The sequence below is a fragment of the Streptomyces sp. NBC_00234 genome, assembly GCF_036195325.1.
In the GTDB taxonomy this organism is placed as follows: domain Bacteria; phylum Actinomycetota; class Actinomycetes; order Streptomycetales; family Streptomycetaceae; genus Streptomyces.
Map to the genome: position 1 here is coordinate 6,105,230 of NZ_CP108101.1, position 26,996 is coordinate 6,132,225.

Genomic DNA, 26,996 nt, shown 5'->3' on the forward strand with positions numbered 1-26,996 from the left:
CCCCGCGGGGCCCGGTGCCGGTCCGTCAGTCGCCCAGGACGCGGCGCAGGTAGTCGTTGGCGAACATCCGGTCCGGGTCGAGCCGGTCGCGTACGGCGGTGAACTCGCCGAACCGCGGATAGACCCCGGCCAGGTACGCGGCGTCACGGGTGTGGATCTTCCCCCAGTGCGGGCGCCCGCCGTGGGCGGTCATGATCTGTTCCACCGCGGTGAAGTACGCCTGGTGGGGCGTGCCCCGGTACAGATGCACGGCGATGTACGCGCTCTCGCGGCCCGAGGCCGTGGAGAGCGCGATGTCGTCGGCGGGCGCGGTCCTGACCTCGACCGGGAAGCTGATCCGCAGGGACGAGCGGTCGATCATGGCCTTGACCTCACGCAGGGCCTCGACGGCGTTCTCCCGCGGCAGCGCGTACTCCATCTCCATGAAGCGGACCCGGCGCGGGCTGGTGAAGACCTTGTACGGGATGTCGGTGTACGTACGGGCCGAGAGGGCCTTACTGGAGATCCTGGCGATCGACGGGATGGTCGCGGGGACCGCGCGGCCGAGCGAGCAGGCGACCTGGAAGACGCCGTTCGACAGCAGCTCGTCGTCCACCCAGGCGCCGACCCTGCCGGGCGGGGCGGCCGGGCCCGCGCTGCGGTTGTTGCGCTTGGTGTTGCAGTTGCCGGTGTGCGGGAACCAGTAGAACTCGAAGTGCTCGTTCTCCGTGAAGTGCCGGTCGAAGTCCGCGGTGACCCTGTCGAAGGTCATCGGCTCCTCGCGGGCCGTCAGCAGGAAGACCGGCTCCACGGCGAAGGTGATCGCGGTGATCACGCCGAGGGCGCCGAGCCCCAGGCGGGCCACGGCGAAGACATCCGGATTCTCCTGCTCCGAGCAGCGCAGCACCGTGCCGTCGGCGGTGACCAGTTCGAGGGCACGGATCTGCGCGGAGATCGAGGCCGAGTCGCGGCCGGTGCCGTGCGTGCCGGTCGACGTGGCCCCGGCGACCGTCTGCTCCATGATGTCGCCCATGTTGGTGAGGGAGAGCCCCTCGCGGGCGAGCGCCGTGTTGAGCCGCTTCAGCGGGGTGCCGGCCTCGACCGTCACCGTCATCGCCGTACGGTCTATGTCCCGTATCCCGGTCAGCAGATCGGGACGTATCAGAACGCCGTCGGTGGCCGCCGTCGCCGTGAACGAATGGCCCGTGCCGACCGGCTTCACCTTCAGGCCGTCCTCGGCCGCCCTGCGAAGCACCTCGGAGAGCTCGTCCACGGACGCCGGCGTCACCGACCGTACCGGCCGGGCGGTGACGTTTCCCGCCCAGTTACGCCACGCGCTTGTCGTCGTCCGTGCGTAGGTGTCGCTCATCTTCCCCGCGCTCTCCCGTAGGTGCCGGCTTGGCCAGCCGGCGATACCCCAGGAACCCCACCGCGGCCGCGAGCGCTCCCGCCACGGTGGGCACCACGTACCCCGCCTCCGCTCCGGAGGCGTCGACCACCCAGCCGGCGGCCGAGGAGCCGAGCGCCACTCCGACCGCGAGCCCGGTACCGGTCCAGCTCATGCCCTCGGTCAGTTCGGCGCGCGGTACGTGCTGCTCGACGAGGGCCATGGTGGTCACCATCGTCGGTGCGACGGAGAGGCCCGCGACAAAGAGCGCCACGGCCAGAAACGGCAGGTTCCCGGCCAGTTGGAGGGGGATCATACTCACGGCCATCACGCAGACTCCCACCAGCCACCTGGTGGACGGCTTGCCCTTGAGGTGCAGCAGCCCGAACACCACACCGGCGAGGCAGGAACCCAGGGCGTAGACCGCCAGGACGAGACTGGCCGCCGCCTTGTGGCCCTGCTCCTCGGCGAAGGCCACGGTGACCACGTCCACCGCCCCGAAGATCGTTCCGGTCGCCACGAAGGTGAGCACCAGGACCTGGAGCCCGGGGGAGCGGAGCGCGGAGCCGCGGGAGTGATGCGATTTGGGGTGCGGAACGGGCTCGGTGGCCTTCTGCGCGGTCAGCCAGAAGACACCGACCGCCAGGAACACCCCGGCCAGCAGCGGGCCGGCTTCGGGGAACCAGGCCGTGGAGAGCCCGATCGAGATGATCGGTCCGAAGATGAAGCACACCTCGTCGACGATCGACTCCCACGCGTACGCGGTGTGCAGCTTGCGGGCCGAGCCGCGGTAGATCTCCGCCCAGCGGGCCCGGATCATCGAACCCACACTGGGCACGCAGCCGACGCCCACGGCGAAGACGAACAGGGTCCAGTCGGGCCACCGTTGCTGGGCGCAGACGAGCAGCCCCGCGACCGCCGCCACGGAGACCAGCGTGGCCGGGCGCAGCACCCGGCGCTGCCCGTACCGGTCGACCAGCCGGGAGATCTGCGGGCCGAACACCGCCGCCGCCATGGCGAGCGTGGCCGACAGCGCGCCCGCCAGCCCGTACCGGCCGGTGATCTGGGAGATCATGGTCACGACGCCGATCCCCATCATGGACAACGGCATCCGGCCGAAGAATCCGGCCGCCGAGAACCCCTTGGAGCCGGGGGCGGCGAAAATGGCGCGGTAGGGGCTGGGCAAGGGGCACTCCGGTCGAGCCTGTCATGCGTGAAGATGGCCGATACAGCTTACGGGCGGAACCCCGGCGCCCGATACCTGGGCGGATGTCGGTTGCGGCGCCGTCCGGCCCGGGTGGCAGGATCGGGTTCATGTCCGATCTGCGCGATCCCGCTCTCTACGACGCCCTGCTGCTGCTCTCCTTCGGAGGCCCCGAAGGCCCGGACGATGTGGTTCCGTTCCTGGCGAACGTGACCCGTGGCCGCGGCATCCCCGAGGAGCGGCTGAAGGAAGTCGGCAAGCACTACTTCCTGTTCGGCGGCGTCAGCCCCATCAACGGGCAGAACCGGGCCCTGCTCGACGCCCTGCGCAAGGACTTCGCGGACAACGGCCTGGACCTGCCGGTGTACTGGGGCAACCGCAACTGGGCGCCGTACCTGACCGACACCCTGCGCGAGATGACCGTGGCCGGGCACCGCCGTATCGCCGTCCTCGCCACCAGCGCCTACGCCTCGTACTCGGGCTGCCGCCAGTACCGCGAGAACCTCGCCGAGTCCCTCGCCGTCCTGGAGGCCGAGGGACTGCCGGTGCCGCGCGTCGACAAGCTGCGGCACTACTTCAACCACCCCGGTTTCGTGGAGCCCATGACGGACGGCGTGGTGGCCGCCCTGGCCGACCTGCCCGAGGACGTCCGCGCGGGCGCGCGGCTGGCCTTCACCACCCACTCGATCCCCACGTCCGCGGCCGACTCCTCGGGCCCCGAGGAGGCACACGGCGACGGCGGGGCGTACGTCGCGCAGCACCTCGACGTGGCCCGGGTGATCGTCGACGAGGTCCGCGAGCGGACGGGCGTCGCGTACCCGTGGGAGCTCGTCTACCAGTCGCGCAGCGGCGCTCCGCACATCCCGTGGCTGGAGCCCGACATCTGCGACCACCTGGAGGCCGTCCACGGAGCCGGCGCCCCGGCGGTCGTGATGGTCCCCATCGGCTTCGTCTCGGACCACATGGAGGTCCTGTACGACCTCGACACCGAGGCCACCGCGAAGGCGGCCGAGCTCGGTCTGCCGGTCCGCAGGTCCGCGACCGTCGGCGCCGACCCGCGGTTCGCCGCTGCCGTCCGCGAACTGCTCGTGGAACGCACGGCGGCCGAGCGGGGGCGGACGGTGGAACGGTGCGCGCTGGGCGCGCTGGGCCCCGCCCACGACCTGTGCCCGGTCGGCTGCTGCCCCGCGAGGACCCCGAAGCCCGCCGCCGCGGGCGCCGACAGCCCGTACGCCTAGGGCCTCTCGTTTGGGCCTCCCGTCCGGATCGAAACCCTAGGAGCGCTGTGACCGACCCCTTCCTGACCGAACTCCTCGACCTCGCGCTGGAGGCGGCCCGCCGCGCCGGCGCCCTTCTGCGGGACGGCCGTCCCGCGGACCTGGGGGTGGCCGCCACCAAGTCCAGCCCCATCGACGTCGTCACCGAGATGGACATCGCCGCCGAGAAGCTGATCACCGGCTTCCTCTCCGGGCACCGCCCCGGCGACGGCTTCCTCGGCGAGGAGGGCGCGAGCTCCGAGAGCAGCACGGGCATCCGCTGGGTCATCGACCCGCTCGACGGCACGGTGAACTACCTCTACGGCCTGCCCACGTGGGCCGTGTCCATCGCGGCGGAGCGCGACGGCGAGCGGGTCGTCGGTGTGGTCGAGGCGCCGATGCGCCGCGAGACGTACCACGCGGTGCTCGGCGGCGGGGCGTACGCGAACGGCGTCGCCCTGCGCAGCCGGCCCGCGCCCCCGCTCGACCAGGCGCTCGTGTCGACGGGCTTCAACTACGTCACCGATGTCCGCACCCACCAGGCGGCCGTGGCCGCGCAGCTCATCCCGCGCCTGCGCGACATCCGGCGCAGCGGCTCGGCCGCCGTCGACCTGTGCGACGTCGCCGCGGGCCGTCTCGACGGCTACTTCGAGCGCGGGCTGCACTCCTGGGACCTCGCGGCCGGCGATCTCATCGCCCGGGAGGCCGGTGCGCTGACCGGCGGGCGTCCCGGAAGGCCCGCCGACGGAGGACTGACCGTGGCCGCCACCCCGGGGGTCTTCGAGCCGCTCCAGGCGCTTCTGGAGGAGCTGGGCGCCTGGCACGACTGACCAGGGGCCCGCCGACGGCCCTCACGGGCTCCTGCGGGCGCACGGACACAGAAGAGGGCCCCGGCTGCCGGTCATGGCAGCCGGGGCCCTCTCACAGCGGCTCAGACGCTTGTGGTGCTTACTTCGACGCCGTGTTCGGCCGCGAGGCGGCGCAGGTCGTCCAGCTCTCCCTGCTCGACATCCGCGAGGAAGTCGTCACCTGTCTCGCGAGCCCTCGTGAGGTCGGACTCGGTGCTCTTGATGCGTTGCAGCAGACCTGCGGTGAAAGCGTCCATGGAGCGCCCCTTCATCGTGGGTCGGTGGCACGGGGGTGTGCCCGGAATTCCTCCGGCCGGGGACCGGAGGGCGGGTGATCACGCCTTCCCCCTGGGGGACCGAACGGGCTGTGGCACGCCACGCGCAGGGTGTGATCTCGGGTGTGAAGTCGTCCTCCCCAGGCCCGGTCCCACAGAAACCTCAACTGGCCCGTGAATCCGCCGCATTCCCCGGAGCCCCCGGTGGCCCTGCGTCGTCTTACCGCCGGTTTATGCGCGTTGCGGGCAGGATGGACGCGCACAGTCACTCTGCTGACCGTGCGGCCGAACGGCCCGGACCTGGGCCGTTCGCCGTTTCGACGGACCGAAAACTGCGGACCGAAGTATCTAAGGAAGGACAGCGCCGTGCGCGTACTCGTCGTCGAGGACGAGCAGCTGCTCGCCGATGCGGTGGCCACCGGACTCCGCCGGGAGGCCATGGCCGTCGACGTCGTCTACGACGGGGCCGCGGCCCTGGAGCGTGTCGGGGTCAACGACTACGACGTGGTGGTGCTGGACCGGGACCTCCCGCTGGTCCACGGCGACGACGTCTGCCGCAGGATCGTCGAGCTCGGCATGCCCACCCGGGTGCTCATGCTCACCGCCTCCGGTGACGTCAGCGACCGGGTGGAGGGACTGGAGCTCGGCGCGGACGACTACCTTCCCAAGCCCTTCGCCTTCAGCGAGCTGACCGCGCGCGTGCGGGCCCTCGGGCGCCGTACGACGGTCGCGCTGCCGCCGGTCCTGGAGCGCGCCGGGATCAAGCTCGACCCCAACCGCCGCGAGGTCTTCCGGGACGAGCAGGAGATCCAGCTCGCGCCGAAGGAGTTCGCGGTGCTGGAGGTCCTGATGCGCAGCGAGGGCGCGGTCGTCTCGGCCGAGCAGCTGCTGGAGAAGGCGTGGGACGAGAACACCGACCCGTTCACCAACGTGGTGCGCGTGACGGTGATGACCCTGCGCCGCAAGCTCGGTGAACCGCCCGTCATCGTCACGGTGCCCGGTTCCGGATACCGGATCTGAGGACCTCCATGCCCGCCGCCCAGGCGCCCGTGACGGCGCCCCCGAAGCCGACCTGGGAGCCCAAACAGCAGGAGCCCCCGTACCCCTGGCTGCGTCCGACCATCCGCATACGGCTCACGCTGCTCTACGGGGGCATGTTCCTGATCGCGGGCATTCTGCTGCTCTCGATCATCTACATGCTGGCCGCGCAGGCCCTGCACGTGGGAAGTGAGCTGCCGTTCCAGATCGTGAACGGCCAGGTCACCAGTGAGGTGTGCGACCTTCCCAAGAAGGCCACGCCCGACGCCTTCAACGCGGCCATGAACTCCTGCGTCAACCACCAGCGGGAGCAGGCACTCGAATCCCTGCTGAACCGCTCGCTGCTGGCCCTCGTGGGCCTCAGCATCATCGCGTTCGCCTTCGGGTACGCGATGGCGGGACGGGTGCTGTCCCCGCTGGGCCGGATCACCCGCACCGCCCGCAGGGTGGCCGGAACCGATCTGACCCGCCGGATCGAGCTGGACGGCCCCGACGACGAGCTGAAGGAGCTCGCCGACACCTTCGACGACATGCTGGACCGCCTGGAGCGGGCCTTCACGGCTCAGCAGCGGTTCGTCGGCAACGCCTCGCACGAGCTGCGCACCCCGCTCGCCATCAACCGCACGCTGCTGGAGGTGCACCTCTCCGACCCGGAGGCCCCGCCGGAGCTCCAGCAGCTCGGCAAGACCCTGCTGGCCACGAACGAGCGAAGCGAGCAGCTGGTCGAAGGACTCCTGCTGCTCGCCCGCAGCGACAACCAGATCGTCGAACGCAAGCCCGTGGACCTCGCCGAGGTCGCGGAGCGCGCCATCGACCAGGCCCACGCGGAGGCCGTCGCGAAGGGCGTGGTGATCCGGGGCGAGCGGGCTCCCGCCGTCGTCCAGGGCAACGGCGTCCTGCTGGAGCGGATCGCGCTGAACCTCGTACAGAACGCGGTGCGCTACAACGTGGCCGAAAACGGGTGGGTGGAGGTGACCACCGAGCTCCAGCCCGGACAGGCGGTCCTCGTCGTCTCGAATACGGGTCCCGTGGTGCCGGCGTACGAGATCGACAACCTCTTCGAGCCCTTCAGGAGGCTCCGTACGGAGCGGACGGGCAGCGACAAGGGGGTCGGACTCGGCCTGTCGATCGCGCGGTCCGTCGCGCGGGCCCACGGAGGCCGTATCATCGCGGAGCCCCGCGAGGGTGGTGGTCTTGTGATGCGCGTCACCCTGCCGGTCTGAGAGGGTTCGTGGTGTGAGGCCGCAATGGATCGCACTGTTCGCTTTAGGCGGAATTTTCGGGACCCGCTCCCGGTGAGTCCGTGTGTGATCGATCACAAGTGCGAAACGGGGGTCCTCTACTCTCCGTGATCACGTCTCCGCCGGAAAGCCGGGAATCGTCCGGGTTTTCGGGGGGCGATATCACGGGAAGTACACGGGGTGGCGCCCGTTAACGGCAGTATCAGGACCGTGTACGGTCCCCATCGCCACCCAAGCCGACCTCTCCCGAGGGGCCCGGTTGGGTGTCGATTGAGTAACAGACCTTGATGTGAGGCAAAATCTCCGCCTCAGGTCGGGCACAAGTCCGGCCTCTCACGCGTTACGTGCGCTGGAGACACCGCAGACACCCATGAGGGGGAGAGCGACATGGCAACGGATTACGACACCCCACGCAAGACCGACGACGACGTGGACCAGGACAGCCTCGAAGAGCTCAAGGCTCGTCGGAGCGACAAGACCGCGTCCGCCGTCGACGTCGACGAATTCGACGCGGCCGAAGGACTGGAGCTGCCTGGTGCAGACCTGTCCAACGAAGAACTGGCCGTACGGGTCCTGCCCAAGCAGGCCGACGAGTTCACCTGCATGAGCTGCTTCCTGGTACACCACAGGAGCCAGCTGGCCCGCGAGAAGAACGGCCAGCCGATCTGCCGCGACTGCGACTAGGTCGGGTCGGCCGTGGCAGGCGACACACCGTTCCGGAAGCGGCGCTTGCGGCGCAACAAAGCCGCGGAGGCGCATCAGGGCGGCACAGGCCCGGCAGAAGGCGCAAGCCCGTCTGCCGAGCGGTCCGCCGCCCTGCCGCCCTCCGTCGGTGCACCTGACGACGAGCGGGGCCGATCGGCCTCGCTCGAAGCAGTCCGGGCGGAAGGCGTGCCGGACACCACGGAACGGGCCGAAGAGGCCGACAGGACGGAGCCCGTGACCGGGGCAGGCCGTCTGAACACACTGAAACGGGGCGTACGCAAGGGCGGGGAGAGCGCCAGAGTCGTAGTCGGCCAGCTGGCCGACCGGATCATCGACACGGCTCCCCGCGTCCCTGTGCGCGATCTCGCCACCCTGCGCAGGCAGTTCCCGGGGCTCGGTCCCGAAGAGCTCGCCGACAAACTCATCGCGGGCGCGTGCAAGGCCACCGCCGCCGTCGGCGCCGGAATCGGAGCGGCGGCCATGATGCCCGTACCGCCCGCCATGCTCGCCGAGCTGGCGGCGGAGATCACCGGCGTCGCCGCGATCGAACTGAAGCTCGTCGCCGAGCTCCACGAGGTCTACGGCCGGCGACCGCCCGGCAACATCGGCCAGCGAAGCACCGCGTATCTGACGTCCTGGACGGAGGAGCGCGGTATCGACGTCTCACGCCCCACGACGCTCAACGCGGCGCTCGGCGGCCAGATGAAACGCGAGCTGCGCCAGCAGATCACGAAGCGCATGGTGCGCGATCTGCCGAACCTGATCCCGTTCATGATCGGCGCCGCGGTCGGCGCGCTGATGAACCAGCGCGACACCCGCAAGCTCGCCGAGAGGGTAAGGAAGGACCTGCGCAAGAGCCAGGTCACCTGGGACCGCCTCACCGACCTGCCCGCACTGGACCAGCCCATGAACCCCAAGCAGCTGCCGGGCTAGGGCCTGTCGTTTGGATCATGCCGGGCTCGCGTGCCCTGGCGCGCGCTCCCCCGAGCTCTCGGCTTCGCTCGAGCAGGGAGGGGCCCCCTCCGGCGTTGTCGTCGGTCGCCGACGCTCCGCGTCGACTCCCTCCTCCGCCTTGCGGCTGCCCGCACCAGACCCCGCTCCCTGATCCGGCCTGATCCAAACGAAAGACCCTAGGGCCTCTCGTCGCGCGGACCGGGGCCGGAGCAGACGCGGCGCCCCGGGAGGCTCAGGCCGCCGGTACGGCCGTCAGCGCCGCCACCAGGGCCTGCGGCTCGCGGGTCGACAGGAAGACGTACGGAGTCGGGTCGGCCGGGTCCGTGACCTGCACCCGCACCGCCGTCGGGATGTAGCTGCGCAGCAGCATGAACGCGCGCGCGTCCGCCTTGTGCGTGCGCCAGGCGCGCGCCTCCTCCGGGTCCAGCACCTCGGCCTCGCCCAGCGCCGACAGCGGAATCCGCGCGTCGCCCGCGACGAGGGCGCCCGCCACCACACGGATGCGCGCGGAGCCGTACGAACTCACGACCACCGCCGAGGCGGCCGTGCCGCCGACCAGGCCGCAGAGCAGGGGCACGGTGCCGAGCGGCAGGAGCATCAGGGCACAGGCGATGCCGACTCCGAAGGCGATGACCCACCACGAACGGGGTGCGGTGAGACGTTCGTCGAAGGGCGTTGCGGAAGGCTGCATGAATCCAAGCTTGGCACGGCGCGACCCGCGGTCGGCCGCGCGGGTAAGGTCTGCGCCTGTGAGTGGAACATCTAAGGCCCTGAGGCCCCCGGCCGACGCGGTGGCGCCGGTCCGGCACCCCGAAGCCCCGGCGCCGGGAGAACTCCTCGGCGCGCACTACGAACACTGTTTCGGCTGCGGCGGGGGACAGCCGCACGGGCTGCACCTCCAGGCCCGCGCCGGAGAGGGTGTACGCGTCACAGCCGAGTTCACCGTGAAGGCCGCCCACCAGGGTGCCCCGGGTCTCGCGCACGGCGGCGTCCTGGCGACGGCGCTGGACGAGACGCTCGGCTCGCTCAACTGGCTGCTGCGGGTTATCGCGGTGACCGGACGCCTGGAGACCGACTTCGTCCGGCCGGTTCCGGTGGACACCGTCCTCTTCCTGGACGCCGAGATCACCGCGGTCGCCGGCCGCAAGATCTACTCGACGGCGACCGGCCGGATCGGCGGCCCCGACGGGCCCGTCGCGGTCCGGGCCGACGCCCTCTTCATCGAGGTCAAGGTCGACCACTTCATCGAGAACGGCCGTCCGGCCGAGATCCAGGCGGCCATGGCCGACCCGGATCAGGTCAAGCGGGCCCGCGCCTTCGAGGTGAACCCCTGATGCGGCCTCCTCTCGACGTACTGATCCGCCGGATCGACCCCGAGGTGCCGATTCCCTCGTACGGTCACCCGGGCGACGCCGGGGCCGACCTGGTGACCACGGAGGCGGCCGAACTCGGCCCCGGGGAACGGGCGGTGCTGCCCACCGGGGTGTCGATCGCGCTCCCCGACGGGTACGCCGCGTTCGTGCACCCGCGTTCCGGCCTCGCAGCCCGCTGCGGAGTGGCCCTCGTGAATGCCCCAGGGACGGTTGATGCCGGGTACCGTGGGGAGATCAAGGTGATCGTGGTCAACCTCGATCCGCGCGAGACCGTGCGGTTCGAACGTTTCGACCGGATTGCCCAGCTGGTCGTCCAGCAGGTCGAGAAGGTGCGCTTCCACGAGGTGGCGGAACTTCCCGGTTCGGCGCGGGCCGAGGGTGGCTTCGGGTCCACCGGCGGTCATGCCGCTGTGGACGGCGTCAGGGGCGGGATCACCCAGGGTGGGAACAGCTACGCTTCGGTCGTATCCGACCGGGAAGGACAGTGACGTGTTCGGACGTCGCAAGAAGAGTGGTTCCGCCGAGGACGCGGCGGACGAAGCGCGCGAGGCCGAGCAGGTCGCCGACGAGCTCGATGACACCGACGGGACCGCGAGCGGTTCACGCCGGATGAACCTTCCGCCGGCTCCCCGGCCGGACGGGCCGTGGGACTCCGACGAGGTCTCCCAGCCCGGCGAGGGCAGGGTGGACCTGGGCGGCATCTTCGTGCCCGGAGTCGAGGGCATGGAACTGCGGGTCGAGGTCGCCGGTGACGCGATCGTCGCCGCCACCGTGGTCCTGCGCGACAGTGCGGTGCAGCTCCAGGCATTCGCGGCCCCCAAGAAGGAGGGCATCTGGGGCGAGGTCCGCGAGGAGATCGCCACGGGCATCACCCAGCAGGGCGGCATCATCGACGAGGTCGAGGGTCCGCTGGGCTGGGAGCTGCGCGCCCAGGTCCCCGTACAGCTTCCGGACGGGACGAACGGCGTACAGCTCGTGCGTTTCGTCGGTGTCGACGGGCCGCGCTGGTTCCTGCGCGGAGTCATCTCCGGTCAGGGTGCCGTGCAGCCGGAGGCCGCCGGACTGCTGGAGACGATTTTCCGGGACACCGTGGTCGTCCGTGGCGAAGGCCCCATGGCGCCGCGCGACCCGATCGTCCTGAAGCTCCCCAACGACGCCCAGATGGTGCCGGAGGGCGTGCAGCAGGAGGAGCAGGAGGGCTCGAAGTTCTCCGGTGGAATGGGTCAGCTCCAGCGCGGACCCGAGATCACCGAGGTGCGCTGAGGCGCTCCCCGCAGCATCGGCCGGTGGGCCGTACCCGCATGTCCGGGGTACGGCCCACCGGCTTTTCCGTGCCCGCGTACGGCGGGCCGGGCCGAAGTCCGGCATCCGGCCATTGCCCGGCCGTGTGCCTCATGCACATACTGGCCGCGGCGGGGAAGCGTACGTACGGGGAGAGACATGACGGAGAGCATCAGCGCACAGGGCGGCACGGCGGTGGCCCAGGACCGGGGTCCCATGGTGCGGATCGAGGACCTGCACCGCTCGTACGGGACCGGCGCCGCGGCCGTACACGCGCTGCGCGGGGTGTCCTTCGAGATCCCCCGCGGTGAGCTCGTCGCGCTCAAGGGGCGGTCCGGGTCCGGCAAGACGACGCTGCTCAACCTGGTCGGCGGACTGGACGCGCCGGACGGCGGCCGGATCACCGTCGACGGCACGGACCTCTCCGCACTCGGCGAGAGCGGGCTCCTGGAACTGCGCCGCGACCGGATCGGCTTCATCTTCCAGTCCTTCGGACTGATCCCGATCCTGACCGCCGCCGAGAACGTCGGCGTACCGATGCGGCTGCGCAAGGCCGATCCGAAGGAGCGCGAGGAGCGCGTGGCCCTGCTGCTCTCGCTGGTCGGGCTCGGCGACCACGCCCAGCAGCGGCCCGGCGAACTCTCCGGCGGACAGCAGCAGCGCGTCGCCATCGCGCGGGCCCTGGCCAACCGGCCCGCCCTGCTGATCGCCGACGAGCCCACCGGACAGCTCGACGCGGAGACCGGTCTCGCCGTCATGGAGCTGCTGCGCGCGGTGGTGCGCAGCGAGGGCGTCACGGCCCTCGTCGCCACCCACGACGCCCAGCTGCTCGGCCTCGCCGACCGGGTCCTGGAGCTCAGCGACGGGCACATCGTGGAGCACGCGCCGGCGGTCTGATGCCCCCGGGGGCATCAGAATTCCGTCAATACGCCCTCCGTGGCCACCCCTCGTCCGATATGCCCGGAATCCTCGGAGTAGTTTCATCATCGGCTGCCGCATCGGCGGCAGCCGATTCTGGAAGACAATGGGGCCATGGGACGCGGCAAGCTTCGGATCTACCTGGGTGCGGCACCGGGCGTCGGCAAGACGTACGCGATGCTCTCCGAGGCCCACCGCCGGGTGGAGCGGGGCACCGACTGCGTCGTCGCCTTCGTGGAGCACCACGACCGGCCGCGCACCGAAGTGATGCTGCACGGCCTGGAGCAGGTCCGGCGCCGCGACATCGAGTACCGCTCGGCCGTCTTCACCGAGATGGACGTGGACGCGGTCCGCGACCGGGCCCCCGCCGTCGCCCTGGTGGACGAGCTGGCCCACACCAATGTGCCCGGCTCCCGCAATGCCAAGCGCTGGCAGGACGTCGAGGAACTCCTCGCGGCCGGCATCGACGTGATCTCCACCGTCAACATCCAGCACCTGGAGTCCCTGGGCGACGTCGTCGAGACGATCACCGGGGTGCGGCAGCGCGAGACGGTCCCCGACGAAGTCGTACGGCGTGCCGACCAGATCGAGCTGGTCGACATGTCCCCCCAGGCCCTGCGCCGCCGCATGGCCCACGGGAACATCTACAAGCCCGACAAGCTCGACGCGGCCCTCTCCAACTACTTCCGACCCGGCAACCTCACCGCACTGCGCGAGCTGGCCCTCCTCTGGGTCGCCGACCGGGTCGACGAATACCTCCAGCAGTACCGCGGCGAGCACGACATCCGCACCACCTGGCAGGCCCGCGAACGCATCGTGATCGGGCTGACCGGCGGACCGGAGGGCCGTACCCTCATCCGCCGCGCGTCCCGGATGGCGGCCAAGGGCTCGGGCAGCGAGATCCTCGCCGTCTACATCGCACGGAGCGACGGGCTCACCGCCGCCTCGCCCAAGGAACTCGCCGTGCAGCGGACCCTCGTGGAGGACCTGGGCGGCACCTTCCACCACGTCATCGGCGACGACATACCCTCGGCGCTCCTCGAATTCGCCCGCGGGGTCAACGCCACGCAGATCGTCCTCGGCTCCAGCCGCCGCAAGACCTGGCAGTACATCTACGGCCCGGGAGTCGGCGCCACCGTGGCCCGCGACTCCGGGACCGATCTCGACGTCCACATCGTCACGCACGAGGAGGTCGCCAAGGGCCGGGGGCTGCCCCTGGCACGCGGCAACCGGCTCGGCCGGGCCCGGATCCTCTGGGGCTGGGCCGTCGGCGTCGGGGGACCGGTGCTGCTCTCGCTGTTCCTCCGGAGCCTGGAGGACGGTCCGGGGCTCGCCAACGACGTCCTGCTCTTCCTCTTCCTGACCGTCGGCGCCGCGCTGCTCGGGGGACTGCGCCCGGCCCTCGCCTCGGCCGCCGCCGGCTCCCTGCTGCTGAACTACTTCTTCACCCCGCCGACCCACACCCTGACCGTCCAGGACCCGGAGAACCTCGTCGCCATCGTGATCTTCTTCGCGGTGGCGGTCGCGGTCGCCTCGGTGGTGGATCTGGCGGCCCGCCGCACCCACCAGGCCGCCAGGCTGCGCGCCGAGTCGGAGATCCTCTCCTTCCTGGCCGGCAGCGTCCTGCGCGGCGAGACCACCCTGGACGCCCTGCTGGAGCGGGTCCGCGAGACCTTCGCGATGGAGTCCGTCGCCCTCCTGGAGCGGCAGAGCGACGTCGATCCGTGGACCTGCGCCGGGTCCGTCGGCCCGGCCCCGGTCGTCCGCCCGGAGGACGCCGATGTGGACATGCCCGTCGGCGACCACATGGCGCTGGCGCTCTCCGGCCGGGTGCTCCCCGCGGAGGACCGGCGGGTGCTCGGCGCCTTCGCCGCCCAGGCCGCCGTCGTACTCGACCGCCAGCGCCTCGTGGGGGCGGCCGAGGAGGCCAGGCGGCTCGCCGAGGGCAACCGGATCAGGACCGCGCTGCTTGCCGCCGTCAGCCACGACCTGCGTACCCCGCTGGCCGCCATCAAGGCCGCCGTCAGCTCCCTGCGCTCCGACGACGTCTCCTGGTCGGAAGAGGACGAGGCGGAGCTCCTCGAAGGCATCGAGGACGGCGCCGACCGCCTCGACCACCTCGTCGGCAACCTGCTGGACATGTCCCGCCTCCAGACCGGCACCGTCACACCGCTGATCCGCGAGATCGATCTCGACGAGGTCGTCCCCATGGCCCTCGGAGGCGTACCCGAGGGCAGTGTCGACCTCGACATCCCGGAGACGCTTCCGATGGTCGCCGTCGATCCCGGCCTGCTGGAGCGCGCCGTCGCCAACATCGTCGAGAACGCCGTGAAGTACAGCCCCGAGCGCACCCGCGTCGTCGTCGCCGCCAGTTCGCTGGGCGAACGCGTCGAACTGCGCGTCGCCGACCGCGGCCCCGGCGTCCCGGACGAGGGCAAGGAGCGGATCTTCGAGCCCTTCCAGCGCTACGGCGACGCCCCGCGCGGCGCCGGGGTCGGCCTCGGCCTCGCGGTCGCCCGCGGCTTCGTGGAGGCCATGGGCGGCACGCTCGACGCGGAGGACACCCCCGGCGGCGGGATGACCATGGTCCTCACCCTCAAGGCCGCGGCGGGAGCCGTTCCGGTCAGTACCGGCCTGCCCGCCCAGGTCACCTCGTGAATCCTCCGTACCTCGTACATGTCCCGTGCAGCAGAAAGGCAGGTCCACGATGACCAGGGTGCTTGTGGTCGACGACGAGCCGCAGATCGTACGTGCCCTCGTGATCAACCTGAAGGCGCGCAAGTACGAGGTGGACGCGGCGCCCGACGGAGCCACCGCGCTGCAGCTCGCCGCCGCCCGCCACCCCGACGTCGTCGTCCTCGACCTCGGACTGCCGGACATGGACGGCGTGGAGGTGATCCGGGGGCTGCGCGGCTGGACCCGGGTACCGATCCTGGTCCTCTCCGCCCGCCATACCTCGGACGAGAAGGTCGAGGCCCTGGACGCCGGCGCCGACGACTACGTCACCAAGCCCTTCGGCATGGACGAGCTGCTGGCCCGGCTGCGCGCGGCGGTACGCCGGGCCGAGCCCGTCGGCGCGGACGGTGCCGACGGCGTCGTGATCGTCGAGACCGAGGGGTTCACCGTCGACCTGGCGGCCAAGAAGGTCAACCGCGGGGGCCGCGACGTACGCCTCACGCCCACCGAGTGGCATCTGCTGGAGGTCCTCGTGCGCAACGGCGGCCGGCTCGTCAGCCAGAAGCAGCTGCTCCAGGAGGTCTGGGGGCCCTCGTACGGCACCGAGACCAACTACCTCCGGGTCTACATGGCGCAGCTGCGCCGCAAGCTGGAAGCCGACCCCTCGCACCCCCGGCACTTCGTCACCGAGCCCGGCATGGGCTACCGGTTCGAACGCGGCTGACCACCGGGAACGGGGTACGAGGAGGTCATACCGGGACGACTGAGGTAACCCGTCCGAGTGACGCCCCCGGGCACCCGCCGGTACCCCCGGACACCGGTACCCTTCGGGTATGAGTGCTGTTCCCCGATTCGAGAAGCCCGGCAAGGCGGATAAGCCGTCCGGCCGCTTCCGCCGCATGCTCGACCGGCTTTCCAGCTCCCAGCAGGACCTGGAGTCCGAGGAGCTGCGGGAGGACGCGCAGGCGTCGGGGTGCACGCGCATCGCTGAGTGCTCCGACCGCCAGATCGTGAAGGTGACTGGTACGTTGCGGACCGTCACCCTGCGTCCGCGAGCCGGAGTTCCCGCCCTGGAGGCGGAGCTCTTCGACGGTACCGCGCCGCTCGACGTGGTCTGGCTCGGACGGCGCTCCATCGTCGGTATCGAACCGGGCCGTAAGCTCATCGCCTCGGGCCGTATCTCGATGAGTCACGGACGCCGGGTGCTGTTCAACCCCAAATACGAACTCCGACCGCTCGGCAAGGAGTAGCCGGTGACGTCTCTTGACAAGCCGACGTCCGACACGGACACGTCCCACCCCACCGCCAGGGAAGAAGCCGCAGCGAAGGCGGTCACCGAGGCAGCGCTCTCCGAGGCGTTCGGCGGTGTCCGCGGCATGGTGGAGACCGTCCTGCCCGGTCTGCTCTTCGTCACGATCTTCACCATCAACAAGGACCTGCACACCTCGGCCATCGCGGCCCTGGTCGTGTCGCTGCTCCTGGTCGGTGTGCGGCTGATCCGCAGGGACACCGTCAAGCACGCCTTCAGCGGCGTCTTCGGCGTGGCCTTCGGTGTGGTCTTCGCGATGATGACGGGCAACGCCAAGGACTTCTATCTGCCGGGCATGATCTACACGCTCGGACTGGCCCTCGCGTACATCGTCACGACCCTCGCGGGGGTGCCCCTGATCGGCCTGATCCTGGGGCCGGTCTTCAAGGAGAACCTCTCCTGGCGCACCAGGAACCCCGGACGCAAGGCCGCCTACGCCAAGGCGAGCTGGGCCTGGGGCCTGATCCTGCTCGCCAAGTGCGCGATCCTCTTCCCGCTCTACTGGTGGGCCGACACCACCCAGCTCGGCTGGGTCCTGGTCGCGCTGAAGATCCCGCCGTTCCTGCTCGCGGTCTATCTGACCTGGCTCTTCCTCGCCAAGGCGCCGCCGCCGATCGACGTCTTCGCCGAGATGGAGGCCGAGGAGCAGGCAGAGAAGGACCGCAAGGCTCAGGCCGCCCGGTCCGCCGGCCACGAGGGCTGACGCCCGCAGCACCGGCACACGCGCAACGAGAGGGGCCCTGAACCGTCTGACACGGTTCGGGGCCCCTCTCGTTGCGTGCGTTGCGTGCGTGTTGCGTGCGTGCCCTAGTCCTCGTCGAGCTCGCGGCGCACGGACAGCAGATCCTCCAGCTGTTCCTCGCGCGCCTGGGCCGCCACGAAGAGCAGCTCGTCACCGGCTTCCAGCGTCTCCTCGGTGCTCGGCGTCAGGACGCGCGTACCGCGGATGATCGTGACCAGCGAGGTGTCCTCCGGCCACGCCACGTCGCCGACCGAGGTGCCGGCGAGCGCCGACTCCGGGGGCAGTGTCAGCTCGACGAGGTTGGCGTCGCCGTGGCTGAAGCGCAGCAGGCGGACCAGATCGCCGACGCTCACGGCCTCCTCGACCAGGGCCGACATCAGACGCGGCGTGGAGACCGCGACATCGACGCCCCAGGACTCGTTGAACAGCCACTCGTTCTTCGGGTTGTTCACCCGGGCGACGACCCGCGGCACGCCGTACTCGGTCTTCGCGAGCAGGGAGACGACCAGGTTGACCTTGTCGTCGCCGGTCGCGGCGATCACGACGTTGCACCGCTGGAGGGCGGCCTCGTCCAGCGAGGTGATCTCGCAGGCGTCCGCGAGCAGCCACTCGGCCATCGGGACCCGCTCCACCGAGATGGCGGTCGGGGCCTTGTCGATGAGCAGTACCTCGTGCCCGTTCTCCAGCAGCTCCGTCGCGATGGAACGGCCCACCGCGCCGGCACCGGCAATCGACACGCGCATCAGTGACCGCCTTCTTCAGGGCCCTCGGCGAAGGCCGCCTCGACCTTCGCGACCTCGTCCGTACGCATCATCACGTGGACCAGGTCGCTCTCCTGCAGGACCGTCTGCGACGTCGGCAGGATCGCTTCACCCAGTCGGGTGAGGAACGCCACGCGGACGCCCGTCTGCTCCTGGAGCGTGCTGATCTTGTGGCCGATCCACGAGGGCGTGGTGTGCACCTCGGCGAGCTGCACCCCACCGCTCGGGTCGCGCCACAGCGGCTCGGCGCCGGACGGCAGCAGCCGACGCAGCATCTGGTCCGCGGTCCAGCGGACGGTGGCCACGGTGGGGATACCGAGGCGCTGGTAGACCTCGGCACGCCGCGGGTCGTAGATCCGGGCGGCCACGTTCTCGATGGCGAACATCTCGCGGGCCACCCGGGCCGCGATGATGTTCGAGTTGTCGCCGCTGCTCACCGCGGCGAACGCGCCGGCCTCTTCGATCCCGGCCTCGCGGAGAGTGTCCTGGTCGAAGCCGACCCCGGTGACCCGACGGCCGCCGAACCCGGAACCCAGGCGTCGGAACGCGGTGGGGTCCTGGTCGATCACGGCGACCGTGTGTCCCTGCTTTTCCAGGGTCTGCGCGAGAGCGGCTCCGACTCGCCCGCAGCCCATGATGACGATGTGCACCTTGCGCCTACCTCGCCGTCCTGGTCATCCCGCTGACCTGCGAAAACACCCTGGTCACACTTCTTTCTCAGCTTGCCGGGCAAACAACGGGGCAACGACCTTCGGCGTTGCCCGGGGTTGAGCTTATGCCGCAACGCGACGGCCGCCTCATCCGAGTGTGCGTTCGTGGGGGCCGGTGCGGCAAAGGCTGGGGAACCGTGTCTGCTCGCACCCTTGAGCGCCACACCACAGACATCTAACATGTCAGTTCATGGAGACTCTCCGGCCCGTCCGACGGACCCTGCTGCGGGACACCGCGTACGAGGCGATTCGTGACGCCATCGTCCGCGGCGACATCCCACCCGGTGCCTCGGTCCGCGACGCCGACCTCGCCGAACGGCTCGGGCTCTCCCGGGCGCCCGTCCGCGACGCCCTGTCCCGGCTCGCCGGCGAAGGGCTCGTCGAGAGCAAGCCGCAGAGCTACACCCGCGTCACCCGGCTCGTCCCGCGCGACGTCAGGGACGCCGCCGCCGTCGTCCGCGCGATGCAGGAGCTCGCGGCCCGCACCGCGGTCCCGCGGCTCACGGACGAGGACATCGCGGCGATGCGGGCGGCGAACGAGCGGTTCCGCGCGGCTGCGGCCGAAGGCGACACCGCCGCCGCGCTGCGCGCCGACGACGAACTGCACGAGGTGCTCGTCACCGCCTGCGGCAACCGCGCCGTCGCCGCGACGGCCGAGCGCTACACCCCTCTGATCCGCCGCCTCGAATGGCGCCGGTTCGGCACGGCGAGCGCGGTGCACGGCTCGGCCGCCCTCCATGACCGGCTCATCGACGCCTGTGCCGACGGAGACGCGGAAGCGGCCGGCCGGATCACCGCGGAGATCTGGCAGGTGCTGGAACAGCTCGCCGACGAGCCGCCCGCCCCGTGACCCCGGCCGACCGCCCACCGCCGTACCGATGGACCGTCCGCCGCCTTACCCGGTTGACCGTCGACGCCGTACCCGATCGATCCGCCCCGCGATCCAAGGAGCCCTCGTGACGACCCTGCCGGCCGACCTCTCCTCGTACGAGCGCTACCCCCTCCTCTTCGGGCCCTCGCCGGTGCACCGCCTGGACCGGCTCACCGAGCACCTCGGCGGCGCCGCGCTCTGGGCCAAGCGTGAGGACTGCAACTCCGGCATCGCCTACGGCGGCAACAAGACCCGCAAGCTCGAATACCTCGTCGCCGACGCGCTGGCCCAGGGCTGCGACACCCTCGTGTCGATCGGCGGCGTCCAGTCCAACCACACCCGGCAGGTGGCGGCGGTGGCGGCCCGCGCCGGTCTGAAGTGCGTCCTCATCCAGGAGAGCTGGGTGGAGTGGCCCGACGCCGTCTACGACAAGGTCGGCAACATCCTCATCAGCCGGCTGGCCGGAGCCGACGTCCGTCTCGTGCGGGCCGGCTTCGGGATCGGCGTCAAGGAGAGCTTCGAGCAGGCCCTGCGCGAGGTCGAGGACCGGGGCGGGCGTCCGTACGCCATCCCGGCCGGCGCCTCCGACCATCCGCTCGGCGGTCTCGGCTTCGCCAACTGGGCGTACGAGGTCGCGGAGCAGGAGGCTGCCCTCGGTGTCTTCTTCGACACCGTCGTCGTCTGCTCGGTCACCGGCTCCACCCAGGCCGGCATGGTCGCGGGCTTCGCCGCCATCGAGGAGGCGGGCGGCCGGCCCCGGCGCGTGCTGGGCATCGACGCCTCCGCGGAACCGGCCAGGACCCGGGAGCAGATCGCCCGGATCGCCCACGACACCGCCGCGCTGATCGGTGTGCGGCGCGAGCTCACCGAGGCGGACGTCGAGCTCGACGAGCGCTACCACGGGGGTACGTACGGCATCCCCGACGAGGCCACGCTCGACGCGATGCGGCTGGCCGCGCGGACCGAGGGAATGGTGACGGACCCGGTGTACGAGGGGAAGTCGATGGCGGGGATGGCCGACCTCGTGGCGCGGGGCGAGATCGCCCGCGACGCGACCGTTCTCTACGCCCACCTCGGCGGTCAGCCCGCACTGAACGGATACAGCGCGCTCTTCGCGGAAGCATGAGCGCAAGGAAGGCGTTAAAGATTGAGCGGAGTTCTGTGCCCGGAGCCGGAAATTAGGGGAGATTGACCCCTTTTGATGGGGTGGTGGCTCAACGGCATCCATACGGAACGCATACGATCCTCTGCGTGTCCAAACTGACCGACGTGCCCAAACGGATCCTGATCGGCCGGGCGCTGCGCAGCGACAATCTGGGAGAAACGCTCCTCCCGAAGCGCATCGCGCTCCCCGTCTTCGCATCCGACCCGCTGTCCTCGGTGGCGTACGCACCTGGAGAAGTTCTCCTCGTGCTGTCCATCGCGGGTGTGTCGGCCTACCACTTCAGCCCGTGGATCGCGCTGGCCGTCGTGGTGCTCATGTTCACGGTCGTCGCCTCGTACCGGCAGAACGTGCGTGCGTACCCGAGCGGCGGCGGTGACTACGAGGTCGCCAACACCAACCTCGGACCGAGGGCCGGACTGACGGTCGCCAGCGCCCTGCTGGTCGACTACGTCCTGACCGTCGCCGTGTCGATCTCCTCCGGTGTGGAGAACCTCGGCTCGGCGGTCCCCTTCGTCGTGGAAAACAAGGTTCCGGTCGCCGTCGGGGCGATCGTCCTGCTGACGGTGATGAACCTCCGGGGCGTCAAGGAATCCGGCAAGCTCTTCGCCATCCCGACGTACCTCTTCGTCGTCGGCGTCTTCCTGATGATCCTCTGGGGCGCGTTCCGCGGACTCGTCCTCGGCGACACCATGCACGCCCCGACCTCGGACCTGGAGATCAAGCCCGAGCACCAGGGGCTGGCCGGCTTCGCGCTGGTCTTCCTGCTCCTGCGGGCGTTCTCCTCCGGCTGTGCCGCCCTCACCGGCGTCGAGGCGATCAGCAACGGCGTGCCCGCCTTCCGTAAGCCGAAGAGCAAGAACGCCGCGACCACCCTCGCGATGATGGGCCTGCTGGCCGTCACCATGTTCTGCGGCATCATCGGGCTGGCCATGGCCACCGATGTGAAGATGGCCGAGAACCCGGCGGAGGACCTGATCCGCGACGGCGCCGCCGTCGGCGAGAGCTTCGTCCAGGACCCCGTGATCTCCCAGGTCGCGGCAGCGGTCTTCGGCGACGGGACCTTCCTCTTCGTGGTGCTCGCCGCGGCCACCGCACTCGTCCTCTTCCTGGCCGCCAACACCGCGTACAACGGCTTCCCGCTGCTCGGCTCGATCCTCGCCCAGGACCGCTACCTGCCGCGCCAGCTGCACACCCGCGGCGACCGGCTCGCCTTCTCCAACGGCATCGTGCTGCTGGCCGGCGCGGCGATCCTGCTCGTCTGGATCTACGGGGCGGACTCGACCCGGCTCATCCAGCTGTACATCGTCGGCGTCTTCGTCTCCTTCACCCTCAGCCAGACCGGCATGGTGCGGCACTGGAACCGCCATCTGCGCGCCGAGAAGGACCCGGCGGCGCGCCGCCACATGATCCGCTCGCGCGCGATCAACACCTTCGGCGCCTTCTTCACCGGCCTCGTGCTGGTGGTCGTCCTCGCCACCAAGTTCACCCACGGCGCCTGGGTCGCGCTGCTCGGCATGGTGATCTTCTACGGGACGATGAGCGCGATCCGTAAGCACTACGACCGAGTCGCCGACGAGATCGCCGCCGACGAGACCCCCTCGGACGAGACCGTCCGGCCGTCCAGGGTCCACTCGATCGTCCTGGTCTCCAAGCTCCACCGGCCCACGCTGCGCGCCCTCGCGTACGCCAAGCTCATCCGCTCCGACCGGCTGGAGGCGCTCACCATCAGCGTCGACGCGGACGAGACGAAGACGCTCAAGGACGAGTGGGAGCGACGCGGCATCAACGTGCCGCTGAAGATCCTCGACTCGCCCTACCGCGAGGTGACCCGCCCGGTCATCGAGTACGTGAAGGGCCTGCGCCGGGAGAGCCCGCGCGACGTGGTCAGCGTGTACATCCCGGAGTACGTCGTCGGGCACTGGTACGAGCACCTCCTGCACAACCAGAGCGCCCTGCGGCTGAAGGGCCGGCTGCTCTTCACCCCGGGTGTCATGGTGACGTCGGTGCCGTACCAGCTGGAGTCGTCCGAGGCCGCGAAGAAGCGCGCCAGGAAGCGCGCCGACTGGAGCGCGCCCGGCTCGGTGCGCCGGGGCCCGGTGGAGCGGAAGCAGAAAGAGCCCAGCAGCAAGGGCTGACCGGCGGAGCCGTTTGTGGTAAGCGGCCGGGCGGCACCCACGTAGACTGGTGGGTCGTTGTCCGGCCGCTTTCCCCTTGATCTCTGGAGCCACCCCCCATGCAGAACGAATCCACTCCGCCGCAGGCCGGGGACTCGCTGGCCGGGGACTCGCAGACCGCGGACTCGTTGGTCGGGGAGGAGTACGAGGTCGAGGTCGGCCCCGTCGCACACGGCGGCCACTGCATCGCCCGTACCGCGGAGGGCCAGGTCCTCTTCGTACGGCACACCCTCCCCGGCGAGAAGATCGTCGCCCGGGTCACCGACGGCGAGACCGGCTCCCGCTTCCTGCGCGCCGACGCCGTCAGGATCATCGAAGCCTCCAAGGACCGCGTCGAGGCCCCCTGCAAGTACGCGGGACCCGGCATGTGCGGCGGCTGCGACTGGCAGCACGCCAAGCCCGGCGCCCAGCGCCGGCTCAAGGGCGAGGTCATCGCCGAGCAGCTCAAGCGTCTCGCGGGCCTGACCCCCGAGGAGGCCGGCTGGGACGGCACGGTCATGCCGGCCGAGGGCGACAAGCTCCCGCAGGGCCAGGTGCCCGCGTGGCGCACCCGCGTCCAGTACACGATCGACGAAGAGGGCCGGGCCGGTCTGCGCAAGCACCGCTCGCACGAGGTCCAGCCGATCGACCACTGCATGATCGCCGCCCCCGGGGTCACCGAGCTGGGCGTCGAGAAGCGCGAGTGGCCGACGCTGGCCGCGGTGGAAGCCATCTCCGCCACCGGCTCCCACGACCGCCAGGTCATCCTCACCCCGAAGCCCGGCGGCCGACTGCCCCTGGTCGAGCTGGACAAGCCGGTCTCGGTGCTCCGCGTCGAGGAGCACGACGGCGGCGTCCACCGCGTGCACGGCCGCGCCTTCGTCCGCGAGCGCGCCGACGACCGCACGTACCGCGTCGGCTCCGGCGGCTTCTGGCAGGTCCACCCGCAGGCGGCCGACACCCTCGTCCGCGCGGTCATGCAGGGCCTGCTGCCCCGCAAGAACGACACGGCTCTCGACCTCTACTGCGGCGTCGGCCTCTTCGCGGGCGCCATCGGACAGCGCATCGGCGAGAAGGGCGCGGTGCTCGGCATCGAGTCCGGCAAGCGCGCCGTCGAGGACGCCCGCCACAACCTCAAGGACCTCGACCGGGTCCGCATCGAGCACGGCAAGGTCGACCAGGTCCTGCCGCGCACGGGCATCACGGAGTGCGACCTGATCGTCCTGGACCCGCCGCGCGCGGGCGCCGGCAAGCAGACGGTGAAGCAGCTGGTGGCCCTGGGTGCCCGCCGCATCGCGTACGTGGCCTGCGACCCGGCGGCCCTGGCCCGCGACCTGGCGTACTTCCGCGAGGGCGGCTACAAGGTGCGGACGCTGCGGGCGTTCGACCTGTTCCCGATGACGTCGCATGTGGAGTGCGTAGCGATTCTGGAGCCTGCTGACAAGGGTGCCTGACCTGCGGTTATGCGGCTCGGGTGGGTCATTCGACCTGTTGTCCTCCGTGCAGCGGGTCGAGCGGACGGCTTGCCCCTCGTAGCTCCTGACCTGCGAATTCATCAGGGAGGTGCTTGCGTCGGCGACGCCTTCAGGGTCTCGTTCGGAGACTCTTGACGCTCCGATGACGCTCGAAGGGAAGTCTCAGCCTCCCGCACCCTTCCGGCTGCGGCTCTGCGGACCGGACCATCGGCACGGGGGCAAGGACTTCCGGTACGGGCGTCCCGTTGCTCCGATGGTGCCCTGTGAAGTGGTGTAGCGGATCTTGGCGGGGATGTGAGCCTGTTCTGAGCCGTCGTGTGCATCGGCTGTCTGTGTGTACTCCCTGAGAACGAAGTCGGCCACCGTGTAACTGCCTTCGGGGAACGGGCAGTTTGGCCCAAGGTATACACGGTGGCCTTGTCCTGGCATGGCCTGCTCCGCCTGTTGGAGTCACTACGTTCGGCGGACGGTCTTGAACTCGTCAGGGGGGAGCACCCTGGGAGCCGGGGCAGTCGTGCGCTGCAGCGTCGCCGCCGACTGGGCGATGCCTGGACCAACGCGACCCGCAGCCGGGACAGCGTCCACTTCAGCGCTGGATTGGCTTTGGCCAGGCCCTCGCTGTCCAGGATGAAGGCGCGTCAAGAGACCGCACGGAGCGCCCATGACGCATGCTCCGCACGGCGGCCTTGCGCCCCGACTTCGTCGATCACGCAGCTGACCAGGGGTTTTCTTCACATGCTTCGACGCCCTTACATCATCGCGACGACGACTTTGCCGGCCTTTGCCCGTCCCTTCTCGACGTACTCCATGGCCTGGAGGGTCTCTTCGAACGGGAAGACGCGGTCGACGACGGGGCGGATCTTCCCGGTGTCGATGAGGGGGGTGAGTTCGCGGAGTTGGTCGCCGCTGGCCTTCATGAACAGGAACGAGTACGTCACGCCATGGCGCCTGGCGTTGCGCCGGGTTCTGAAGCTGAGGGCTGTCATGGCCAGGCGGAGGATCGGGTTCGCGCCCAGTTCGCGGGCGAAGGCCGGGTCGGGCGGGCCCGCGACGCTGATGACCGTGCCGCCGGGCTTGAGCACGCGCAGGGACTTGGCGAGGTTCTCGCCGCCGAGGCTGTCGAGGACGACGTCGTAGCCGTCGAGAACCTCTTCGAAGTCCTGGGTGCGGTAGTCGACGACGACGTCCGCGCCGAGGTCCCTGGCCAGGTCGACCTTGGCGGTACTCACGGTGGTGGCCACGTGCGCGCCCAGCGCCTTGGCCAATTGGACGGCGATGGAGCCGAGGCCGCCGGCGCCCGCGTGGACGAGGACCTTCTGGCCCGGCTGCACGTGGGTCCGCTCGACCAGTGCCTGCCATGCCGTGAGGGCGACCAGGGGGAGGGAGGCGGCCTCGGTCATGGTGAGGGTGGCCGGTTTGGGCGCCAGGTCGTCCTGGTGGACGGCGATGAGTTCGGCGAAGGTGCCGATGCGGTCCTTGTCGGGCCGGGCGTAGACCTCGTCGCCCGCCGCGAAGCGGGTGACGGACGAGCCGACCCGGACGACCGTCCCGGCGAGGTCGTTGCCCAGAACGAGCGGGAGACGGTAGGGCATGAACGCCTTGAAGTCTCCGTTACGGATCCTGAGGTCCAGCGGGTTCACGCCCGCCGCGTGGATCTTGACCAGGACGTCGTCGGTACCTACTTGAGGGTCGGGTAGGTCGGCGGCACGCATCCCGGCCCGGTCGCCGTACTTCTCGACCATGAATGCCTTCATCGTCGTCTCCGTTCCGTTTCCCGTCCGTGAAAGGCCGGGTATCCGCTCGCCCAGGTTCTCTCCCCGTACGAGATGGTTTGTGGTGATGTTCTCGCTGCGGCGCGGGCGCGCCCCGCCCTCAGCCGCGTTCACCCGTCAGGCCACCGGCACGACCGGGGCGGTGGCGCGGTCTGGCCGCGCCGGGGTGGGGAGCGTCAGTCCGCGTTCGGCTGGGGTGCCGCGGACAGGCTCTGCTTGACGTACCGGCTGGTCTCGTCGGCGAGGATCTCGGGCAGGCCGGTCTCGATGCCGTGCAGGGCCTGGGCTGCGACGTCGGCGGCGGCGACCTTCTGATCGGCGGGCACGCCGGCGGCCATGTCGGTGTCCATGTAGCCGACGTGCAGCGCCGAGACGGTGATCCCGCGCGGTGCCAGTTCCTCGCGGGTCGCGTCGCTCAGCGCCCAAGCGGCGGCCTTGGACGCGGCGTAGGAGCCGAGGCCGGCCGGGTGGAACCAGGACAGGGCGGACAGGACGTTGAGCACGGCGCCGCCGCCGTTGCCCTCGATCACGGGGGCGAAGGCGCGGGTCGCGGCGAGCGGGCCGAAGAAGTTGGTCTCCATCTCCCGGCGCACGTCAGCGACATCGCCTCCGATCAGTGTCACGCCGGTGGAGATGCCCGCGTTGTTGATCAGCAGTGTCGCGTCGGACGCCACGCGCGCGGCCTCTCGTACCGACGCCTCGTCCGTGACGTCCAGCCGCAGCGGGATGACGCCCGGCACGTCGACCGTCTCGGGGCGTCGGGCCGCGCCGTACACCTTCGCGCCGCGCTCGACGAGCTGGGCGGCCAGGTGCCGCCCGAGGCCCCGATTGGCGCCGGTGACGACTGCGACCGCGTTCTTGAGTTCCATGTCCACTCCTGGTCGTGGCGGGCGCCGTCGGCCA

General features: G+C 70.5%; 26 protein-coding genes. 18 read left to right on the forward strand and 8 right to left on the reverse strand.

The window, feature by feature from the left end; all coding sequences use genetic code 11:
* Nucleotides 1-25: 25 nt before the first annotated feature.
* Nucleotides 26-1,348, reverse strand: a complete 1,323-nt coding sequence (locus tag OG230_RS26865) for a D-arabinono-1,4-lactone oxidase (protein ID WP_328906284.1) — start codon at nucleotides 1,346-1,348, stop codon at nucleotides 26-28.
* Entirely contained in the window at nucleotides 1,305-2,552 is a 1,248-nt protein-coding gene (locus tag OG230_RS26870) for an MFS transporter (RefSeq protein ID WP_328906285.1), read from the reverse strand. Before OG230_RS26870 ends, OG230_RS26865 begins: the two co-directional genes overlap by 44 nt.
* Before the next feature lie 128 nt (nucleotides 2,553-2,680).
* Between OG230_RS26870 and OG230_RS26875 the strand changes: the two genes are divergently transcribed.
* Entirely contained in the window at nucleotides 2,681-3,808 is a 1,128-nt protein-coding gene (locus OG230_RS26875; protein ID WP_328906286.1) for a ferrochelatase, read from the forward strand.
* A gap of 47 nt (nucleotides 3,809-3,855) precedes the next feature.
* Entirely contained in the window at nucleotides 3,856-4,656 is an 801-nt protein-coding gene (locus tag OG230_RS26880; RefSeq protein ID WP_328906287.1) for an inositol monophosphatase family protein, read from the forward strand.
* Between the two features lie 101 nt (nucleotides 4,657-4,757).
* On the opposite strand, the gene OG230_RS26885 is transcribed toward OG230_RS26880, so the two are convergent.
* Nucleotides 4,758-4,931, reverse strand: a complete 174-nt coding sequence (locus OG230_RS26885) for a hypothetical protein (RefSeq protein ID WP_328906288.1) — start codon at nucleotides 4,929-4,931, stop codon at nucleotides 4,758-4,760.
* A gap of 384 nt (nucleotides 4,932-5,315) precedes the next feature.
* On the opposite strand from OG230_RS26885, the gene OG230_RS26890 reads away from it, so the two are divergent.
* From OG230_RS26890 to OG230_RS26905, 4 genes are all read left to right on the forward strand, one after another.
* On the forward strand, nucleotides 5,316-5,969 hold the full coding sequence (locus OG230_RS26890; RefSeq protein ID WP_073721987.1) for a response regulator transcription factor: 654 nt from the start codon (nucleotides 5,316-5,318) through the stop codon (nucleotides 5,967-5,969).
* Between the two features lie 8 nt (nucleotides 5,970-5,977).
* The gene (locus OG230_RS26895; protein WP_328906289.1) at nucleotides 5,978-7,210 is read left to right on the forward strand and encodes a sensor histidine kinase; all 1,233 of its coding nucleotides are present in this window, start codon (nucleotides 5,978-5,980) and stop codon (nucleotides 7,208-7,210) included.
* Between the two features lie 405 nt (nucleotides 7,211-7,615).
* Nucleotides 7,616-7,912, forward strand: coding sequence for a DUF4193 domain-containing protein (locus tag OG230_RS26900; protein WP_003965732.1), 297 nt, complete (start codon nucleotides 7,616-7,618; stop codon nucleotides 7,910-7,912).
* A 12-nt stretch (nucleotides 7,913-7,924) separates the two neighbouring features.
* Nucleotides 7,925-8,866: a hypothetical protein gene (locus OG230_RS26905; RefSeq protein WP_328906290.1), complete on the forward strand. Its 942-nt coding sequence runs from the start codon at nucleotides 7,925-7,927 to the stop codon at nucleotides 8,864-8,866.
* Nucleotides 8,867-9,119: 253 nt separating this feature from the next.
* On the opposite strand, the gene OG230_RS26910 is transcribed toward OG230_RS26905, so the two are convergent.
* On the reverse strand, nucleotides 9,120-9,578 hold the full coding sequence (locus OG230_RS26910) for a DUF3093 domain-containing protein (protein ID WP_328906291.1): 459 nt from the start codon (nucleotides 9,576-9,578) through the stop codon (nucleotides 9,120-9,122).
* 58 nt (nucleotides 9,579-9,636) lie between these two features.
* Here OG230_RS26910 and OG230_RS26915 point away from each other — a divergent pair, with 58 nt between their 5' ends.
* The 8 genes from OG230_RS26915 (at nucleotide 9,637) to OG230_RS26950 (ending at nucleotide 17,147) form a co-directional block, all read left to right on the forward strand.
* Nucleotides 9,637-10,221 carry a PaaI family thioesterase gene (locus tag OG230_RS26915; protein ID WP_328906292.1) on the forward strand — a complete coding sequence of 195 codons (585 nt, stop codon included), beginning with the start codon at nucleotides 9,637-9,639 and terminating at the stop codon, nucleotides 10,219-10,221.
* Nucleotides 10,221-10,748, forward strand: coding sequence for a dUTP diphosphatase (gene dut, locus OG230_RS26920; RefSeq protein WP_328906293.1), 528 nt, complete (start codon nucleotides 10,221-10,223; stop codon nucleotides 10,746-10,748). The genes OG230_RS26915 and dut overlap by 1 nt, the downstream gene beginning before the upstream one ends.
* 1 nt (nucleotide 10,749) lies before the next feature.
* A complete protein-coding gene (locus OG230_RS26925) occupies nucleotides 10,750-11,523 on the forward strand; it encodes a DUF3710 domain-containing protein (protein WP_328906294.1) in 774 nt (257 codons plus the stop codon).
* A 177-nt stretch (nucleotides 11,524-11,700) separates the two neighbouring features.
* Nucleotides 11,701-12,438 (forward strand): ABC transporter ATP-binding protein, encoded by a 738-nt coding sequence (locus tag OG230_RS26930; RefSeq protein ID WP_328906295.1) that lies wholly within the window; start codon nucleotides 11,701-11,703, stop codon nucleotides 12,436-12,438.
* Nucleotides 12,439-12,573: 135 nt separating this feature from the next.
* Nucleotides 12,574-15,117: a sensor histidine kinase KdpD gene (locus OG230_RS26935; protein WP_328906296.1), complete on the forward strand. Its 2,544-nt coding sequence runs from the start codon at nucleotides 12,574-12,576 to the stop codon at nucleotides 15,115-15,117.
* A gap of 49 nt (nucleotides 15,118-15,166) precedes the next feature.
* Complete coding sequence (locus tag OG230_RS26940) at nucleotides 15,167-15,859, forward strand: response regulator (protein ID WP_328906297.1); 693 nt, start codon at nucleotides 15,167-15,169, stop codon at nucleotides 15,857-15,859.
* 109 nt (nucleotides 15,860-15,968) lie between these two features.
* On the forward strand, nucleotides 15,969-16,385 hold the full coding sequence (locus OG230_RS26945; protein WP_328906298.1) for an OB-fold nucleic acid binding domain-containing protein: 417 nt from the start codon (nucleotides 15,969-15,971) through the stop codon (nucleotides 16,383-16,385).
* Nucleotides 16,386-16,388: 3 nt separating this feature from the next.
* Nucleotides 16,389-17,147, forward strand: coding sequence for a DUF3159 domain-containing protein (locus tag OG230_RS26950; protein WP_328906299.1), 759 nt, complete (start codon nucleotides 16,389-16,391; stop codon nucleotides 17,145-17,147).
* A gap of 104 nt (nucleotides 17,148-17,251) precedes the next feature.
* Here OG230_RS26950 and OG230_RS26955 read toward each other — a convergent pair whose 3' ends face one another.
* Both OG230_RS26955 and OG230_RS26960 read right to left on the reverse strand, forming a co-directional pair.
* Nucleotides 17,252-17,929, reverse strand: a complete 678-nt coding sequence (locus tag OG230_RS26955) for a potassium channel family protein (RefSeq protein ID WP_328906300.1) — start codon at nucleotides 17,927-17,929, stop codon at nucleotides 17,252-17,254.
* Nucleotides 17,929-18,597 carry a potassium channel family protein gene (locus tag OG230_RS26960; RefSeq protein WP_328906301.1) on the reverse strand — a complete coding sequence of 223 codons (669 nt, stop codon included), beginning with the start codon at nucleotides 18,595-18,597 and terminating at the stop codon, nucleotides 17,929-17,931. The genes OG230_RS26955 and OG230_RS26960 overlap by 1 nt, the downstream gene beginning before the upstream one ends.
* A gap of 250 nt (nucleotides 18,598-18,847) precedes the next feature.
* Here OG230_RS26960 and OG230_RS26965 point away from each other — a divergent pair, with 250 nt between their 5' ends.
* From OG230_RS26965 to OG230_RS26980, 4 genes are all read left to right on the forward strand, one after another.
* Entirely contained in the window at nucleotides 18,848-19,507 is a 660-nt protein-coding gene (locus OG230_RS26965; protein WP_328906302.1) for a GntR family transcriptional regulator, read from the forward strand.
* Between the two features lie 115 nt (nucleotides 19,508-19,622).
* On the forward strand, nucleotides 19,623-20,654 hold the full coding sequence (locus OG230_RS26970; RefSeq protein ID WP_328911549.1) for a 1-aminocyclopropane-1-carboxylate deaminase: 1,032 nt from the start codon (nucleotides 19,623-19,625) through the stop codon (nucleotides 20,652-20,654).
* A 125-nt stretch (nucleotides 20,655-20,779) separates the two neighbouring features.
* Nucleotides 20,780-22,828, forward strand: coding sequence for an APC family permease (locus OG230_RS26975; protein ID WP_328906303.1), 2,049 nt, complete (start codon nucleotides 20,780-20,782; stop codon nucleotides 22,826-22,828).
* 98 nt (nucleotides 22,829-22,926) lie between these two features.
* Nucleotides 22,927-24,300, forward strand: a complete 1,374-nt coding sequence (locus tag OG230_RS26980) for a class I SAM-dependent RNA methyltransferase (protein ID WP_328906304.1) — start codon at nucleotides 22,927-22,929, stop codon at nucleotides 24,298-24,300.
* Nucleotides 24,301-25,070: 770 nt separating this feature from the next.
* On the opposite strand, the gene OG230_RS26985 is transcribed toward OG230_RS26980, so the two are convergent.
* Nucleotides 25,071-26,075 (reverse strand): NADP-dependent oxidoreductase, encoded by a 1,005-nt coding sequence (locus OG230_RS26985; RefSeq protein WP_328906305.1) that lies wholly within the window; start codon nucleotides 26,073-26,075, stop codon nucleotides 25,071-25,073.
* A gap of 194 nt (nucleotides 26,076-26,269) precedes the next feature.
* Nucleotides 26,270-26,962 (reverse strand): SDR family oxidoreductase, encoded by a 693-nt coding sequence (locus OG230_RS26990; protein WP_328906306.1) that lies wholly within the window; start codon nucleotides 26,960-26,962, stop codon nucleotides 26,270-26,272.
* Between the last annotated feature and the right edge of the window lie 34 nt (nucleotides 26,963-26,996).

What these genes read in the sequence shown, in the direction of transcription:
- OG230_RS26875 (WP_328906286.1), top strand. Translation starts at nt 2,681, where the DNA reads ATGTCCGATCTGCGCGATCCCGCTCTCTACGACGCCCTGCTGCTGCTC.
- OG230_RS26910 (WP_328906291.1), bottom strand. Translation starts at nt 9,578, where the DNA reads ATGCAGCCTTCCGCAACGCCCTTCGACGAACGTCTCACCGCACCCCGT.
- OG230_RS26935 (WP_328906296.1), top strand. Translation starts at nt 12,574, where the DNA reads ATGGGACGCGGCAAGCTTCGGATCTACCTGGGTGCGGCACCGGGCGTC.
- OG230_RS26990 (WP_328906306.1), bottom strand. Translation starts at nt 26,962, where the DNA reads ATGGAACTCAAGAACGCGGTCGCAGTCGTCACCGGCGCCAATCGGGGC.
- dut (WP_328906293.1), top strand. Translation starts at nt 10,221, where the DNA reads ATGCGGCCTCCTCTCGACGTACTGATCCGCCGGATCGACCCCGAGGTG.
- OG230_RS26980 (WP_328906304.1), top strand. Translation starts at nt 22,927, where the DNA reads ATGCAGAACGAATCCACTCCGCCGCAGGCCGGGGACTCGCTGGCCGGG.
- OG230_RS26900 (WP_003965732.1), top strand. Translation starts at nt 7,616, where the DNA reads ATGGCAACGGATTACGACACCCCACGCAAGACCGACGACGACGTGGAC.
- OG230_RS26885 (WP_328906288.1), bottom strand. Translation starts at nt 4,931, where the DNA reads ATGGACGCTTTCACCGCAGGTCTGCTGCAACGCATCAAGAGCACCGAG.
- OG230_RS26865 (WP_328906284.1), bottom strand. Translation starts at nt 1,348, where the DNA reads ATGAGCGACACCTACGCACGGACGACGACAAGCGCGTGGCGTAACTGG.
- OG230_RS26930 (WP_328906295.1), top strand. Translation starts at nt 11,701, where the DNA reads ATGACGGAGAGCATCAGCGCACAGGGCGGCACGGCGGTGGCCCAGGAC.
- OG230_RS26985 (WP_328906305.1), bottom strand. Translation starts at nt 26,075, where the DNA reads ATGAAGGCATTCATGGTCGAGAAGTACGGCGACCGGGCCGGGATGCGT.
- OG230_RS26945 (WP_328906298.1), top strand. Translation starts at nt 15,969, where the DNA reads ATGAGTGCTGTTCCCCGATTCGAGAAGCCCGGCAAGGCGGATAAGCCG.
- OG230_RS26965 (WP_328906302.1), top strand. Translation starts at nt 18,848, where the DNA reads ATGGAGACTCTCCGGCCCGTCCGACGGACCCTGCTGCGGGACACCGCG.
- OG230_RS26955 (WP_328906300.1), bottom strand. Translation starts at nt 17,929, where the DNA reads ATGCGCGTGTCGATTGCCGGTGCCGGCGCGGTGGGCCGTTCCATCGCG.
- OG230_RS26940 (WP_328906297.1), top strand. Translation starts at nt 15,167, where the DNA reads ATGACCAGGGTGCTTGTGGTCGACGACGAGCCGCAGATCGTACGTGCC.
- OG230_RS26895 (WP_328906289.1), top strand. Translation starts at nt 5,978, where the DNA reads ATGCCCGCCGCCCAGGCGCCCGTGACGGCGCCCCCGAAGCCGACCTGG.